The organism is Variovorax sp. P1_H12_2, from assembly GCF_056405335.1.
Window position 1 is genome coordinate 1 of record NZ_JBFUCI010000004.1, and the last position, 13,865, is coordinate 13,865.

Annotated in this window: 16 protein-coding genes; 7 read left to right on the forward strand and 9 right to left on the reverse strand. The window is 69.2% G+C overall.

Annotation, left to right across the window (positions count from 1 at the left end):
- Nucleotides 1–175: 175 nt before the first annotated feature.
- Both AC1D2K_RS01020 and AC1D2K_RS01025 read left to right on the forward strand, forming a co-directional pair.
- Nucleotides 176–559 (forward strand): hypothetical protein, encoded by a 384-nt coding sequence (locus tag AC1D2K_RS01020; protein WP_478085597.1) that lies wholly within the window; start codon nucleotides 176–178, stop codon nucleotides 557–559.
- A 12-nt stretch (nucleotides 560–571) separates the two neighbouring features.
- Nucleotides 572–808, forward strand: a complete 237-nt coding sequence (locus tag AC1D2K_RS01025) for a hypothetical protein (RefSeq protein ID WP_478085598.1) — start codon at nucleotides 572–574, stop codon at nucleotides 806–808.
- 1 nt (nucleotide 809) lies between these two features.
- Here AC1D2K_RS01025 and AC1D2K_RS01030 read toward each other — a convergent pair whose 3' ends face one another.
- Nucleotides 810–1,628 (reverse strand): META domain-containing protein, encoded by an 819-nt coding sequence (locus AC1D2K_RS01030; RefSeq protein WP_478085600.1) that lies wholly within the window; start codon nucleotides 1,626–1,628, stop codon nucleotides 810–812.
- A 124-nt stretch (nucleotides 1,629–1,752) separates the two neighbouring features.
- Here AC1D2K_RS01030 and AC1D2K_RS01035 point away from each other — a divergent pair, with 124 nt between their 5' ends.
- Entirely contained in the window at nucleotides 1,753–3,078 is a 1,326-nt protein-coding gene (locus AC1D2K_RS01035; protein WP_478085601.1) for an NAD(P)/FAD-dependent oxidoreductase, read from the forward strand.
- A 43-nt stretch (nucleotides 3,079–3,121) separates the two neighbouring features.
- On the opposite strand, the gene AC1D2K_RS01040 is transcribed toward AC1D2K_RS01035, so the two are convergent.
- Together AC1D2K_RS01040 and AC1D2K_RS01045 are read right to left on the reverse strand one after the other, a co-directional pair.
- Nucleotides 3,122–3,622 carry a hypothetical protein gene (locus tag AC1D2K_RS01040; protein ID WP_478085603.1) on the reverse strand — a complete coding sequence of 167 codons (501 nt, stop codon included), beginning with the start codon at nucleotides 3,620–3,622 and terminating at the stop codon, nucleotides 3,122–3,124.
- A 188-nt stretch (nucleotides 3,623–3,810) separates the two neighbouring features.
- The gene (locus AC1D2K_RS01045) at nucleotides 3,811–4,317 is read right to left on the reverse strand and encodes an H-NS family nucleoid-associated regulatory protein (protein ID WP_478085604.1); all 507 of its coding nucleotides are present in this window, start codon (nucleotides 4,315–4,317) and stop codon (nucleotides 3,811–3,813) included.
- A gap of 198 nt (nucleotides 4,318–4,515) precedes the next feature.
- Here AC1D2K_RS01045 and AC1D2K_RS01050 point away from each other — a divergent pair, with 198 nt between their 5' ends.
- Complete coding sequence (locus tag AC1D2K_RS01050; protein WP_478085606.1) at nucleotides 4,516–5,013, forward strand: SET domain-containing protein; 498 nt, start codon at nucleotides 4,516–4,518, stop codon at nucleotides 5,011–5,013.
- A 114-nt stretch (nucleotides 5,014–5,127) separates the two neighbouring features.
- Here the strand turns inward: AC1D2K_RS01050 and AC1D2K_RS01055 are convergent, their stop codons facing one another.
- Nucleotides 5,128–5,742, reverse strand: coding sequence for an ABC transporter ATP-binding protein (locus AC1D2K_RS01055; protein WP_478085685.1), 615 nt, complete (start codon nucleotides 5,740–5,742; stop codon nucleotides 5,128–5,130).
- Nucleotides 5,743–5,768: 26 nt separating this feature from the next.
- A complete protein-coding gene (locus AC1D2K_RS01060; RefSeq protein ID WP_478085608.1) occupies nucleotides 5,769–6,893 on the reverse strand; it encodes a 3-deoxy-7-phosphoheptulonate synthase in 1,125 nt (374 codons plus the stop codon).
- Nucleotides 6,894–7,046: 153 nt separating this feature from the next.
- Between AC1D2K_RS01060 and AC1D2K_RS01065 the strand changes: the two genes are divergently transcribed.
- Nucleotides 7,047–7,328: a hypothetical protein gene (locus tag AC1D2K_RS01065; protein WP_478085610.1), complete on the forward strand. Its 282-nt coding sequence runs from the start codon at nucleotides 7,047–7,049 to the stop codon at nucleotides 7,326–7,328.
- On the opposite strand, the gene AC1D2K_RS01070 is transcribed toward AC1D2K_RS01065, so the two are convergent.
- The 3 genes from AC1D2K_RS01070 to nhaR all read right to left on the reverse strand — a co-directional run bounded on the left by AC1D2K_RS01070 (nucleotide 7,300) and on the right by nhaR (nucleotide 11,772).
- Nucleotides 7,300–7,545, reverse strand: coding sequence for a hypothetical protein (locus AC1D2K_RS01070; protein WP_478085611.1), 246 nt, complete (start codon nucleotides 7,543–7,545; stop codon nucleotides 7,300–7,302). The two genes, AC1D2K_RS01065 and AC1D2K_RS01070, sit on opposite strands and share 29 nt — an antisense overlap.
- Before the next feature lie 96 nt (nucleotides 7,546–7,641).
- Entirely contained in the window at nucleotides 7,642–10,839 is a 3,198-nt protein-coding gene (locus AC1D2K_RS01075; RefSeq protein ID WP_478085612.1) for a bifunctional cytochrome P450/NADPH--P450 reductase, read from the reverse strand.
- Between the two features lie 24 nt (nucleotides 10,840–10,863).
- A complete protein-coding gene (gene nhaR, locus AC1D2K_RS01080; RefSeq protein ID WP_478085613.1) occupies nucleotides 10,864–11,772 on the reverse strand; it encodes a transcriptional activator NhaR in 909 nt (302 codons plus the stop codon).
- Nucleotides 11,773–11,904: 132 nt separating this feature from the next.
- Between nhaR and AC1D2K_RS01085 the strand changes: the two genes are divergently transcribed.
- Both AC1D2K_RS01085 and AC1D2K_RS01090 read left to right on the forward strand, forming a co-directional pair.
- Entirely contained in the window at nucleotides 11,905–12,600 is a 696-nt protein-coding gene (locus AC1D2K_RS01085; protein WP_478085615.1) for a Bax inhibitor-1 family protein, read from the forward strand.
- 2 nt (nucleotides 12,601–12,602) lie between these two features.
- Nucleotides 12,603–13,535 carry a TerB family tellurite resistance protein gene (locus tag AC1D2K_RS01090; RefSeq protein ID WP_478085686.1) on the forward strand — a complete coding sequence of 311 codons (933 nt, stop codon included), beginning with the start codon at nucleotides 12,603–12,605 and terminating at the stop codon, nucleotides 13,533–13,535.
- A 25-nt stretch (nucleotides 13,536–13,560) separates the two neighbouring features.
- On the opposite strand, the gene AC1D2K_RS01095 is transcribed toward AC1D2K_RS01090, so the two are convergent.
- Complete coding sequence (locus tag AC1D2K_RS01095; protein ID WP_478085616.1) at nucleotides 13,561–13,818, reverse strand: hypothetical protein; 258 nt, start codon at nucleotides 13,816–13,818, stop codon at nucleotides 13,561–13,563.
- Between the last annotated feature and the right edge of the window lie 47 nt (nucleotides 13,819–13,865).

The window sequence follows — 13,865 nt, forward strand, 5'->3', positions numbered from 1 at the left end:
CGCGCGAGCAACTCGCCTTCACGATGACCCCGATCGGTCTTCGCATGCGGCTGCGCGTGCGCGTCTGAGCACATCGCGCCCGCGGGCCCGTCTTCGATGTGTTTGACATACGCCGCAAGCCACGCTCAATATCCACCGGCGACTCGATGCAAACGACTTATCGATGGAGAAGGCGATGACAATGAAACTGCAGATGCGCACCGCCGTGATCGCGGCGTGCATGACGCTGGCGATGGCCGCGATCCCGGCCCGGGCCGCCGAGCTTCCGCTGGTCACGGGCGAGCAATGGACCACCTCGAGCGAGGCCGTGAAGAAGGCGTACCTCATCGGCATCGCCAACCTGGTCCAGGTCCAGACCGCCTACTTCGCGGAGAACCCGCCGACGGACGCCCAGAACTTCGTGCCGCGCATGGCCAAGGGCATGCAGGGCCAGACACTGGACTCCGTTCGCGAAGGCCTCGACCGCTGGTACGCGGCCAATCCGGCCAAGCTGAAGCGGCCGGTGCTGGATACCTTGTGGTTCGAGACGGTTCTGCCCGGCCTGCAAAAGAACAAGTGAGGGAGATCGAACATGAAACGACTGGAATGGGTGTTGATCGTTGCGGCCATGACGCTCACGGCGAGCTGCACGGACATGACCCCGCGGCAGCAGGGAACGATGAGCGGCGCCGCCATGGGTGCCGCGGGCGGGGCTGGCATCGCGGCGATCTCCGGCGGCGACGCCTGGACGGGAGCGGCGATCGGCGGCCTCGCTGGCGGTGTCGCCGGGAACATCAGGGGCGGCAGGCAACAGCAGTCCGGATGGTGAGCTAGTCGGCCTCGCGGCTGCCGATCAGCGTGCGCGCGCCGTCGGGGCGGTGCATGTCGAGGAATGCGCCGCTGAAGGCCCAGGTCGTGGTCGACTTCAGGGCCGCGATGAACTCCCTCTCCTGCTGCATCACGCCCTCCGCGGGGCAGGCCCTGCGGGTGGCGGCCACGGGCCCCACGGCAATGCGGTCGCCGTCGGTGGTGTAGCTGGCGCGGAACGTGTTGCAGCCGCCGAAGCCCTTCACGATGCCGTCGCCGAACGACAGCGAGAGCGTGGTGCCGAGCAGCGGACTCACGACCGCCTGCCGGCCGTTGTTGAAGCCGGTGATGTTCGACCGCAGTCCGGCGAGCACCGGCACAGGCTCCGCCTTGAAGGCGAGCACGGCCTCGCCGCCATCGGCCAGCAGGCTCAGACGATCTTCGGCGAGCACAGGGCGAAATGCGCCCGACAGCGCCCGCTTCACTGCCGTCTCGACCGCCATCGACGCCTCATCGCAGGCCATCATGGACCCGGCCAGCGGGCCGATGACCRGCCGGTCTTGCTTGAAGGTGTAGGAGCCGAAATACCGGTTGCAGCCCGAGAAGCCGTCGACCCGGCCCCCCTTGAAGCGCGCCGTGACCGATCGCGGTCCGGCGGGGAGTGCCGCGGCGTCGAATCCCCGGACGTCGGTGAGGCGCCAGGTCGGCCCCTCGATCGCTGCGGGCGCACCCGGCGACGCCGTGGCCGGGCCGCGGAGCGGCTCGGCGGCACCCGCGGCGCCCACGGCACCCGCGACAACAACCCCTGCCGCCAGCCTCATCAGCATCGGTCCGGTCTTCATTCCACATGTCCTCTCACAGTTCGGGGCCGCCATCTTAGTCATTCGCGCCCCGGGATCTCGGCGCCTTGCCGAAGGCACAATGCGGGCCCCGTTCGGRTCAATCTGGAAAAGGAATATCGAACCCATGGAAGCAGCCCACGAATGCGATGTCCTGGTCATCGGCGGCGGACCGGCCGGCTCGACCATCGCCACGCTGCTCGCGCGCGAAGGGCGGCGCGTGGTGCTGCTGGAGAAGGAGCATCACCCGCGCTTCCACATCGGCGAGTCGCTGCTGCCGGGCAACGTCGARCTGTTCAGAAGGCTCGGGGTGCTCGATCAGGTCGAGAAGATCGGCATGCCCAAGTTCGGCATCGAGTTCGTTCCGCCGGACCTCGACTACCGCAGCTATGTGGATTTTTCCGAGGGCTGGGACCCATCCAAGGAATCGGCCTGGCAGGTTCGACGCTCGGAACTGGACGAACTGCTGTTCCGCCACGCCGCCCGCGAGGGCGCGTTGACGATCGAGGGGGCGAAGGTACGGCAGGTGGACTTCGACGACGCGGGTGCGACAGTACACGCGRCGCTGGACGACGGCAGCGCTCGCCGCTGGCGTGTGCGCTTYGTGGTCGATGCCAGTGGCCGCGACACGCTGCTGGCGAGCAAGTTCGGGTCCAGGAAAAGGAATCCGGAGCACAACAGCACGGCGCTGTTCGGTCACTTCCGCAATGCGCGGCGGCTCGAGGGCCGGCGCGAGGGGAACATCAGCATCTGCTGGTTCGAGCATGGCTGGTTCTGGTTCATTCCGCTGGCCGACGGCAGCACCAGCGTCGGCGCGGTGTGCTGGGCCTACTATCTGAAGGCGCGCGACAAGCCGCTGAGGGAGTACTTCCGCGACACCATCGCGCTGTGCCCCGAGCTGCACGACCGGCTGAAGGACGCCACGCTGATCGATGACGTGGTGCACGCGACAGGCAATTTCTCCTATTCGAGCACCCATGGCACCGGCGAGCGCTACCTGATGGTCGGCGACGCCTTCACCTTCATCGACCCGATGTTCTCGTCGGGCGTGTTCCTCGCGATGCAAAGCGCCTTCGACGGCGCCGACCTGGTGGCGACGGCGCTCGACCGGCCGGCCGAGTTGCCGGCCGCGCGCAAGGCATTGGAAAAGCGCATGCGTGTGGGGCCGCGGGACTATTCATGGTTCATCTACCGGGTCACCAATCCGACGATCCGCGACATGTTCATGCACCCCAACAACCTCTTCAAGGCCAAGCAGGGCCTGATGTCGCTGCTGGCGGCCGACATCCATCACGGAGCGGCCTACCGGCGCTCGCTCCGGATGTTCAAGGTGCTGTACTACTTCATTTCGGTCGTGAACCTGCGGCGCACCTATGCCGGCTGGAAGCGGAGGCGCCACAACATCCGCGACTGGGGTCCGATCAAGGGCGAGACCATCCTGAAGGCCGATTGAAGGCGCGCCGCACGGCCGGATGATCAGGGCCTGTGAACAGGCCTCAGTGCCCGGCGCGTGGCTTCAGGGTGGTGAAGTCCAGGAACGCCGTCGCTTCGAAGGACTCCTCGGGCGCTTCGGCCGGCTTGGCGAAGTCCATGAAGTCGGTCGGCTCGAAACTGATGTCGCGCCGGACCGGCACCAAGGCCCGTGCATGGCGCTCCTTCGCGCTTTGGCGCAGCCGGGCCAGATCGGCCCGGACCTCCTCGAGCGAACGCATCGTCCGCGCGGGGGGCTGAGCTGCGGCCGTGGCCTGGACTTGCACCTGGACCGCCGCGGGCTCGGATCGCACCGCCACGGCCACAGCCCGCATCGGCGCGGCGGCCGGCGTCGTCAACTGGGGGGCGTCCTGAATCGGCCTCGGCGCCGCGACCCGGGGGAACGGCGCCACGGGCAGGGGCACGGACGCCACCGCACGCGGCATCGGGCGCATCGGCCGGCCGACCAGGCGCCGAAGGCGACTGCGGATTCGATTCAGCGTTCCGAGGAAGAGAGATGCTTTCATGCGTGGAGAGCGAGGCTTGGCGCGATTGTCGAGGGGTCGCAATGAGGCCGAATGGACTACAGCCTGAGGTATCTCGCGAATTGCGTACAAATGCACGGAACCGTTCAATGCCGACGCCCTGATCGGCCGACCTCGCCTCCGCCGCGGCCGGCAAGCCGGCGCACGCCCGGCTCGCGCCCGCGGGCCCGTCAACTGGCCGTCAGATCGCTCAGGGTCTTGCCTTGCGCCAGAGCTTCCTTGAGCCAACGAGGCTGCGGACCGCGACCGGTCCACGAATGGCCCGCGTCGTCGCGGTACAGCGCGCTCGATGGACGCCGCTGCTGCCGAGCCGCATTCTTGGCGGGACGCGACGCCTTCCGGGGCGCAGCGCCAACCCTGAAGTCGTCGAGCGATTTTCCGGCCGCCAGCGCTTCGCGCAGCCAACGCGGGCGAGGTCCGCGGCCCGACCAGCCGTTGCCGGCACCGTCGCTGTACTTGGCCGTCGCCGCGACGGCCACCTTCCTACGAGCTACGGCGCCGGGTCGCGCTCGCGCTGTATCGGCCCCGAAGCCCAGGTGCTGTGCAGTCAAGCCATAGTGCGCAATCGCCACCTTGATGCGCTCGATCACACCAGCGACTTCTTTCTCGCGCAGCGAGTCAGCCTGTCGCTGCAGCAGGGCGATCTTCTTCTGGATTTGGGCGTATGTCGAAGTCATGGGAATCACCGCGTTGTTTGGAACAAGGCTATAGCTTAGTCGGAGTGCCGGGTCTTTTTCCTATCGCCAATGCCCCGCATGGGCACCAGGAGCGGCCTCCGCGGCCGATGTACGATGCGAGCCCGCCCGCCTGCGCGCCCGCGATGGCCACCTCCTGGGCGCCTCGTTCGCCTCCCCGCATTCCGTTTCCTCCCTGCCATGACCGCCGCCAGAAGATCCGATTCCTCCACCCCCTGCCTGCGGGTGTCGCCCAGCGGCGTTCACGGGCTGGGCGCGTTCGCCACCCGGCCGCTGCCCGCCCACGCCCTGCTGGGTCTCTACGAAGGCCGCCGCTACACGGCCGAGCAGGTCGCCGGCCGGAAATGGGACGGCCAGCTGACCTATCTGTTCAAGCTCTCCAACGAGGAAATCATCGACGCCGGCAAGGGCGGCAACGCCACCCGCCACCTCAACCATTCCTGCGACCCGAACTGCGAGGCGGTCGAGGAGTACGACGCCGCCGGCCGGCTGGAGCTCAGGTTCCAGACGCTGGTGCCGGTCGAGGCCGGCGACGAGCTTTTCATCGACTACGGCCTCACGGCCGACGACGGCTCGGCACCGTCCGACTATCCCTGCCATTGCGGCGCAGCGAACTGCCGCGGCACGCTGCTGGATGTCGAGCCGAGGACCGAGCCGCAGCCCTCCCTTCTGGCATAACACGGACCCCCACGTTCCACACTCCGTGTCGTCGCTGCCCCCGAGGGGGCAGCAGCAGGCCGCCCGTCCGTGCGAAGCGCGGACTTCGCCGCGCTGGCGGCCCGGCCGCCGGCCTCAGCGCAGCGGCAGCTCGAGGGTCGCGGCCAGCCCAGGCATCTCAGTGCGCTCGCCGCTGGCCACCACCACGGCCTGCAGCGAGCCCCGCGCCTTCTCGGCCAGGGCGCGCCAGAGGCAGCGGATCGATGCGGCGTCGAGTCCGCCGGTCGGTTCGTCGAGCAGGATCAGCGGCCGTCCGGAAGCCAGCGCGGCGGCCAGCCAGACCTTGCGCTTCGACCCGGTGGACAGCATGTACATCGACTTGTCGAGATGCGGCGCCAGCCCGAAGCCGTCGGCCAGCGACTGCCACGCGGCCTCGTCGAAGCGCGCGTCGCCGACGCGCAGCGCGGCCGTGCAGGCGCGCACGGTGAGCGGATCGAATGCGTCGGTGGCCGGATCGACGAAGAAGACGCCGCTCCCGTAGGCCCGCGCGTCTTCGTCGAGGCGCGCACCCACCAGCGCCAACTCGCCGTCAGCGGCCAGAGCCCCGGCCATCACGCGCAGCAGGGTCGACTTGCCGCTGCCCGTGTCGCCATGCAACAGCGTCACGCCCGGGCCGATGGCACCGGTCCAGCCGAACGCCAGCGGCGGCTGCCCCGGGTAGGCGAAGCGCAGATTCCGGACCTGGAGCACCGGGGACAAGGCAGCCCGCGCGCCCATCACGCCGTCGCCAGACGCCGCCGCGCCTTGACCGCGGAGGCCAGCCCCTCGAGCACCGGCACCGTCTGCGCGAAGCCGATGCAGGCATCGGTGATCGAGACGCCGTGCCTGAGCGCCACCCCCGGCAACAGGTCCTGCCGCCCCTCCTCGAGGTGGCTCTCGATCATCACGCCGGTGATGCGCGCTTCGCCGGCCGCGATCTGCGCCGCCACCTCGGCCGCGACCACGATCTGGCGCTGGTGCTGCTTGCTGCTGTTGCCATGCGAGACGTCGATCATCACCTGCGGCCTGAGGCCGTTGGCGGCCAGCGCGTCGCAGCTCGCCGCCACGTCCGCGGCGGAATAGTTGGGCGCCTTGCCGCCGCGCAGGATGACGTGGCAGTCGTCGTTGCCACGGGTCTCGAAGATCGCCGCCATGCCCATCTTGGTCATGCCCATGAAGGCGTGCGGCGCACGGGCCGCGAGGATCGCGTCGGCCGCGACCTTGACGCTGCCGTCGGTGCCGTTCTTGAAGCCGACCGGGCAACTCAGGCCCGAGGCCAGCTGCCGATGGCTCTGGCTCTCGGTGGTGCGCGCGCCGATGGCGCCCCAGGCGATCAGGTCGGCGATGAACTGCGGGCTCAGCAGGTCGAGGAACTCGGTGCCGGTCGGCAGCCCCAGCGTGGTCAGCTCCAGCAGCAGGCGCCGTGCGCGCTCCAGCCCTTCGTTGATCGCGAAGCTGCCGTCGAGGTGCGGATCGTTGATGTAGCCCTTCCAGCCCACGGTGGTGCGCGGCTTCTCGAAGTAGGCGCGCATCACGATCAGCAGGTCGTCCTGCAGCCGGTCGGCGACCGACTTCAGGCGCTGCGCGTACTCGATCGCCTGGTCGTGGTCGTGGATCGAGCAGGGCCCGACCACCACCACCAGGCGGTCGTCGCGGCCGTGCAGCACGTCGGCGATCGCGGCGCGGCTGCTTTCCACCAGCGCCAGCGTGTTGTCGCGCACCGGCACGCGCTCCTGCAGCAGCGCGGGGGTCATGAGCGGGCGGACCGCGCCGATGCGCACGTCGTCGATCCGGGTGGTATCGAGCGTGCTGTCGCGGGAGCCGACCTCGGCATCGTGGAAGGGGTCGTCGAGTGGGGGCATGTTCGGGTTTTCAGGGTTCGAGCGGGAGATTCCCCGATTGTCCTCCGGACGGCGGGGGCCCCGTCCGGCCGGGATCGGGGCAAATAGGGTTCCCCGGCGTGATCTATTTCCTTGGCGCGCCCGCGCGCCTTCGATTCAATGCCGGCTCAGCACATGAGTTTGAACTCGCAGCACATGAAGCCTGACCTGAGCCTCGTCATCGAAGAACCCATCGCCGGCCACTATTACTGGCTGATCGTCCGACCCGGCGGCTGGCTGCGGCTGGGCCCCTGTCAGGTGATCGATTCGGCCAGCGGCCCGCTGCCTTCCTATCAGGCCGCGCAGGCGGCAGGCAGCCAGGTGCTGGCCAGCTTCCAGCCCGTGGTCGAACGCCCGACGCCGAGCGGCTTCGGCGGCGCCTGGGACATCATGACGATCCCTGGCGCCCTGGTCTGAACCGACCTTCCACGTGCGCGGCGTGCAGCGCATTGACCGTCTGCTTCCACGCCTGCACCGCGGCGCGCTGCTCGGCGTCGGCGTCCCGCTCCTCCTGCGGCACCCTGGCGCGCATGTGCAAGTGACGCTCCTGCAGCGGCAGGCGGCGGGCCGGAAACGGCGGCACCGTGATRCCGGCTTTGCGAAGGATCTTTTCTTTCCGACTGAGAGTGAGCATGGGTCGACCGAGAAATCTGGGCCACAGTCTCGCGGCTCCGCCCGGTCGCCCGAATAGTGCATTTGCACTATTGCGCGACACGGCCCAGGTCGTCACTCAAGCAAACACATCCGACACGTAGCGCCCGTGCTCGTGCTCCATGCGGTCGACCCAGGCCTCGGCCGCGGCATCGTCGCTGCCGGTCGCGCGCTGGTAGATGTGGATGAAGGTCTCGCGCACCGCCGGCGCCATGTGCCTGCCGTCGCCGCAGACATAGAACTGCGCGCCCTGGCGAAAGAACGCGCCGATGTCGGCCCGGTCCTGCCAGACGCGGTGTTGCACGAACATGACATCGCCCTCGGGCCGGGCCGAGAATGCAGCCCGCAGCTCGACCACGCCCGCCGCCTCCCAGGCCGCGAACTCCTCGCGGTACAGGTAGTCGACCTCCGGATCGTCGATGCCGAAGAAGAGCAGCGCCGGGCCGACCTCGCGGCCGGCCGCCTTCTGCCAGGCGCGCTCCTGCAGGAAGCCGCGAAAGGGCGCGACGCCGGTGCCGGCGCACACCATCACGATCGGGGTCTTCGGATCGGCCGGCGGACGGAAGCCGGATTGCGAGGGCCGCACCGCGACCGACACCCGGTCGCCGGCCTGCAGGCGCGCCAGGTAGGTCGAGGCCACGCCCTGGAATTCGCCCTGCCCCGACAGCGCGGGCGCATCGACCACCGCGAAGGTCAGGCTGGCCTCGGCCTCATCGGCGAGCGGTGACGAGGAGATCGAGTACTGGCGCGCCCTGAGCGTGGGCAGCATGCCGAGAAAGYCTGCCAGTCCGATGCCGCAGGACGGCGTGCGCTCGAGCAGGTCGAGCACGCTGACGCGCCTTGCCAGCACTTCGTCGGCATACGCCTGCTCGCCAGCCAAGCGTTCGAGCGCCTGGCGCTCGGGCGGGCACGGCGTCGCCTCGGCGAGCTGGCCGACCTGCGCGCGGGTCGCGGGCTGCGCCAGCTCGACATAGCCCGCCAGCACCTCGGCGGCGCCGATCGGGTAGTCGCCGGGCAGCGCGGAAGCGGTGCCGGCCTGCTTGCGGATCACGATCTGCGTGTCGCCGGCGAGGCCGAAGCGCGCCAGCGCGCGCGCCACGCTGGCGTCCGGGTTGCGCGGCAGCACTGCGAGGTAGTCGCCGCTGCGGTAGCGCATGCCGGCCGGCAGCGCGATCTGCAGATGGCGCTTGGAGCGCGCACCGGCGGCGCCCATGTTCACCAGCTGGCGGTTCTCGACCACGGTGCCGAGTTCGAGTTCGTTGAGTGCCAGCGCGCGCTCGCGGGCCGACTTGAGGACCTCCACATCGAAGCTCGGCGCCGATGGCTTGTCGGCCACCGTGCGCCCGAGCGCCACGCCCGGGTCGTCCCACAGCGCGCCGGACCACTCCTCGAAAGCGCCGAAGAAATCGCCGCCGGCATCGGCCTCGCCGCGCGGCCGCAGGCGCACGGCACCGGCCGCGGCGAGCGCGGCGTCGACCCGCTTGGGCACCGCCTGGTAGGTCCGCGCCCATTGCCGGTTGCCGCAGCCCAGCAGCGCGAAGCGGACGCCGTCCAGCGTGCCCGGCGCGCAGCCCTCCAGCCATGACAGGAACTTCTTCGCGTTGTCCGGCGCCTGGCCCTCGTAGGAGGCCGTGACCACCACCACCGGCGTGCCGCCCTTCAATGCCCCTGCGTACTCGTCGAGCGTGGCGACCGTGGCGGCGTAACCCTGCCGCGGCGCTTCGGCCGCAATGCGGCGGGCGAACATCTCGCAGGAGCCGGTGTTGCTGCCGTACAGCACCAGCAGCGTCGGTGCGTCGGGCGGCAGCGCGACCTCGTCCACCGGCTCCTTCACCAGCCGCTGCGGCACCGACGGAATGGCGCTGCGCAGCGCGAAGCCATTGGCACCCCCCCGGCTGCGGGCGCGGATCTTCAGGCCGTGCGGCTTGATGGTCAGCGTTTCGGCGATCTCGAGCTGGTAGGACGGATCGTCCATCACGATGTCGAAACGCTGCAGCAGCATCGCGATCACCAGCTGCGCCTCCTGCATCGCAAACGGCCGGCCGATGCAGGCCCGGGCGCCGTTGCCGAAGGGCTTCCAGGCATTGGGCGGCAGCTTCTCGGCCGTGTCGGGCTCGAAGCGCTCGGGGCGGAAGGCCTCGGCGTCCTCGCCCCACACGGCCGGGTCGCGATGCAGCGCCGGCTGCAGCACCAGCAAGGTGTCCCGGGTCGTGAGCGGATAGCGGCCCGCCAGCACCGTGTCGGCGACCGGCTTGACGCCGAAGGCCGGCGCGGTCGGCCACAGGCGCAGCGACTCCATCAGGATCTGCTCGATGTAGCGCAGCTGCGCGAGATGCTCGACCCTCGGCATCTGCTCGCCGAGCACCTCGTCGACGATGGCGCGCGCCTTCAGCATCGCCTCGGGGTTCTTCAGCAGCAGGTAGCAGGCGAAGGACAGCAGGCCGCTGGTGGTCTCGTGGCCGGCGATCAGGAAGGTGACCATCTGGAAGCGGATGTTCTCGTCCGACAGCTTCTCGCCGCTCACCGGGTCGACCCCGTTGAGCATCACGTTGAGCAGGTCGTCCTTGCCCGCGCCCTGCGGGTCGCTGCGGCGCTCGGCGATCAGCTGCTCGGCCACGCGCGCCAGCATCTGCTGGTCGGCCTCGTAGCGGCGCCGGGTGCCGACCATCAGGTTGGACACCATCGCGGGCCGCCGGCCGCGCTGGCCGGCCTCCTCGAGCGCGTCGACCATCGCCGCGACGAAGGGATGCATCTCGTTCTGGTAGAAGCTGTTGAAGCGGTAGTCGAAGGCGCACAGCGCGATGGTGTCGAGCGTCAGCCGCGTCATGTTGTCGGCCACGTCGACGACCGCCGACGGGCCGAAGCGCTCCCATTTGACGAACATCTGGTGCGCGATGTCGACCATGCGGTCGAACATCGAGCGCACGCCCAGCGGGCCGAAGGCCGGCATCAGGAGCCGGTGCGCCTTGGCCCAGTTGGGCTCGCTGTTGTAGGCGGTGAAGAGGCCGTCGCCGGCGAAGGCGCGGATCTCCTGCAGCGGGCCGTGCACGCGCTTGACGAAACGCGTTTCGTCGCAGAGCTCGTTGACCAGCGCCTGCGAACTCACCACGTAGACGTCGCGGCCCAGCAGCGTGAGCTTGAAGATCGGCCCGTAGATGCCGGCCAGCCGCATCATGCTCTGGATCGGCGCCTTCGAATCGAGCTCGCCGAGATTGCCGACGATCGGCTTCAGCGGCGGCTGGGGAACCCGGGGCCGGTCGGCCGGATGTGCGTTCATGGGGGTCCTTGGAGAGACGGCCGATTATGCGGAGCTGCGGCCCCGATGGAAGCGCCCGCGCGCCGCCCTCGTGATGGCGACCACGCAGGGATGGGTGATGCGGCGCTCGACCGAGATCGCGAAGAACTCCTCGATCAGCTCGGCGGCGCGGCCGATGACCTCGACCCCGTACTGCGCGCAGGTCTCCTCCTCGAGCACCGTGGGCGTCATGAAGACGCCGCGGCCCTCGCCGCCGAAGGCCTTCAGCAGCGCGGCATCGTCGAACTCGCCGATCGGCCGCGGCCTGAGCCGGTGCTCCGCCAGCCACAGGTCGAGCCGCTGCCGCGCCGCCGAGGACGCGCCCTGGATCAGCATCGGCGCACGGTCGAGGCAGGCCGGGAACTCGCCCTGGAGCGTCTGCTTCAGCGCCGCGGTGGCGAAAAAGCTCATGGCGGTGGTGCCCAGCGTGTGGTTGAAGGCCTTGACGCCGATCTGGCGGCCCATCGGCTCGTCGGCGATCACGAGGTCGATGCGCTGCACCGAGAGCTGGCCGAGCAGGTCGCGGAAATTGCCCTCGTGGCAGATCAGCCGCACCGGCTCCGGGATGCCGAGCGCCGGTTCGAGCAGCCGGTAGGCGATCGACTTCGGCACGGCGTCGGCGATGCCGACCCGGAAGTCGAGCGCGCGGGCGCCCTCCCCGCGGCTGCCGAGCGCGGCCTCGAGTTCGGAGCCGAGCGCGAAGATCTGGTCGGCATAGCTCAACGCGGTGCGGCCCTCGGGCGTCAGCTCGAGCCCGCGGCCGCGCTTCTGGAACAGGCTGCAGCCCAGGCTTTCTTCGAGCAGCTTGATCTGGCCCGACAGCGTCTGCGGCGTGATGTGCAGCTGCTCACTGGCGCGCACGATGCCGCCGGCCTTGGCGGCGGCCCAGAAGTAATGCAGGTGCTTGAAGTTCATTCTCAGCACACGATACTACGTAAAACTCGAATGAATGGTGTCAAAAATTCGACTTTTCCCGAAAGCTATCGCAGTCTAGAGTGGGCCCCATGCGCGTGCACACGCGCGGTTTCTCAACCCACAAGGACATTCATGAACGAGAACATCCAGGTCTACGGCTCCCCGCATGCGGGTTCTGCGGCCGTTGCCGAACGCAATCAGGTGCTGCGCAACACCTACTGGCTTCTGGCCCTCTCGATGGTGCCGACGGTGCTGGGCGCCTGGCTCGGCCTGTCGACCGGCCTTGCACGCGCGATGTCGCCCGGCATCTCGATGATGGTCTTCCTGGCCGGCGCCTTCGGTTTCATGTTCGCGATCGAGAAGACCAAGAACTCGGCCGCCGGCGTGCCGGTGCTGCTGGGCTTCACCTTCTTCATGGGCCTGATGCTGTCGCGCATGCTGGGCGTGGTGCTCGGCATGCAGAACGGCGCCAGCCTCGTGATGACCGCCTTCGCGGGCACCGGCGCGATCTTCCTCGGCATGGCCAGCCTGTCGTCGATCATCAAGCGCGACCTGTCGGCGATGGGCAAGTGGCTCTTCATCGGCGCCATCCTGCTGCTGGTCGCGGGCATCGCCAACTTCTTCATCCAGTCGGGCGCCCTGATGATCACGCTCGCGGTGCTGGCCATCGGCATCTTCTCGGCCTTCATCCTGCACGACCTGAAGCGCGTGAAGGATGGCCACGAGACCAACTACATCACGGCCACGCTCGGCGTCTACCTGAGCCTGTACAACGTGTTCCAGTCGCTGCTGATGCTGCTCGGCCTGGGTGGAGGCCGCGAGGAATGAACATCTCGCCACAAGAATCCCGCGCCATCGTCACGCTGAGCCTGATGGCGGCCTTCGTCGACGGCGAGAAGCACGAGCGCGAACGCGAGGAGATCAAGCGCATCGCGGAAGGCCTCTCGCAAAGCGATGGCCTGCATCTGCCCACGCTCTACCAGGACGTACTGATGAAGCGCGTCTCGATGGCCGAGGCCGGCGCGCAGCTCGGCAGCAGCGGCGCCAGGCAGCTGGCCTACGAGATGGCGGTCTGCGTGTGCGACGCCGATGGCGCGCACTCGGAGGCCGAGCGCGCCTTCCTTGCCGACCTGCGCACCTCGCTCGGGCTCGATGCGGCGGCCGCAAGCCAGTTCACCGCGCAGGCGCAGGCGATCGCGGCCGTGCCGCTGGCTTCGGCGGGCGCGCCCGCGGCCGCCGTCGCGCCCGACCAGGCCGAACTCGACCCGGCGATCCTCAACGCCGCGATCCTGAACGGCGCGCTCGAGCTGCTGCCCGAGACGCTCTCGACCATGGCGATCATTCCGCTGCAGATGAAGCTGGTCTATCGGATCGGCAAGGCCTACGGCTTCGAGCTGGACAGCGGCCACGTGAAGGACTTCATCGCCACGGTCGGCGTCGGCCTGACCTCCCAGTACCTCGAGCAGGCCGGCCGCAAGCTGCTCGGCGGCCTGCTGGGCAAGGTCGGCGGCGGCCTGCTCGGCGGACTCGGCAAACAGGCCGTGAGCTCCGGCATGAGCTTTGCCACCACCTACGCGCTGGGCCATGTCGCCAAGCGCTACTACGCAGGCGGGCGCAAGCTGTCGACGCAGATGCTCAAGGACGCCTACGCGGGCGTGATGCAGGAGGCACAAGGCCTGCAGGCACGCTACCTGCCGGCCATGCAGGACAAGGCCCGGACGCTGGACGCCCGGCAGGTGCTGTCGATGGTGCGCGGCGCCTGAGCGCGACCGCCGCCCGGCGCCGGACTCAGCGAACGGAGAGCGGGACGGCCTTGTCGCTCCAGAACTTCCACCAGGGGCGCGCCGGCGGCGGCGGTTCGGGCGGCAACTGGTGCAGTTGGCTGGTGCGCAGGCGACGCCGGCACTCGACCTCGAGCGCGTGGGCGACGCCGAAGGCATCGCGGTCGCCACGCGAGGCTTGCGCGCGCCAACTCACGGCGAGGCGCACGAGTTCGTCGTCGTCGATGGGGGCGARTTCACTCGGCGTGGGTACGCTGGAACTCATGGCAGGTCGCGCCAGGATGCGCTTTTCGCGAGATGCATGGCGTGGAT

Excerpts from the sequence above, each read along its gene's own strand:
- AC1D2K_RS01020 (WP_478085597.1), top strand. The coding sequence starts at position 176 with ATGACAATGAAACTGCAGATGCGCACCGCCGTGATCGCGGCGTGCATG.
- AC1D2K_RS01025 (WP_478085598.1), top strand. The coding sequence starts at position 572 with ATGAAACGACTGGAATGGGTGTTGATCGTTGCGGCCATGACGCTCACG.
- AC1D2K_RS01040 (WP_478085603.1), bottom strand. The coding sequence starts at position 3,622 with ATGAAAGCATCTCTCTTCCTCGGAACGCTGAATCGAATCCGCAGTCGC.
- AC1D2K_RS01045 (WP_478085604.1), bottom strand. The coding sequence starts at position 4,317 with ATGACTTCGACATACGCCCAAATCCAGAAGAAGATCGCCCTGCTGCAG.
- AC1D2K_RS01050 (WP_478085606.1), top strand. The coding sequence starts at position 4,516 with ATGACCGCCGCCAGAAGATCCGATTCCTCCACCCCCTGCCTGCGGGTG.
- AC1D2K_RS01060 (WP_478085608.1), bottom strand. The coding sequence starts at position 6,893 with ATGCCCCCACTCGACGACCCCTTCCACGATGCCGAGGTCGGCTCCCGC.
- AC1D2K_RS01065 (WP_478085610.1), top strand. The coding sequence starts at position 7,047 with ATGAGTTTGAACTCGCAGCACATGAAGCCTGACCTGAGCCTCGTCATC.
- nhaR (WP_478085613.1), bottom strand. The coding sequence starts at position 11,772 with ATGAACTTCAAGCACCTGCATTACTTCTGGGCCGCCGCCAAGGCCGGC.
- AC1D2K_RS01085 (WP_478085615.1), top strand. The coding sequence starts at position 11,905 with ATGAACGAGAACATCCAGGTCTACGGCTCCCCGCATGCGGGTTCTGCG.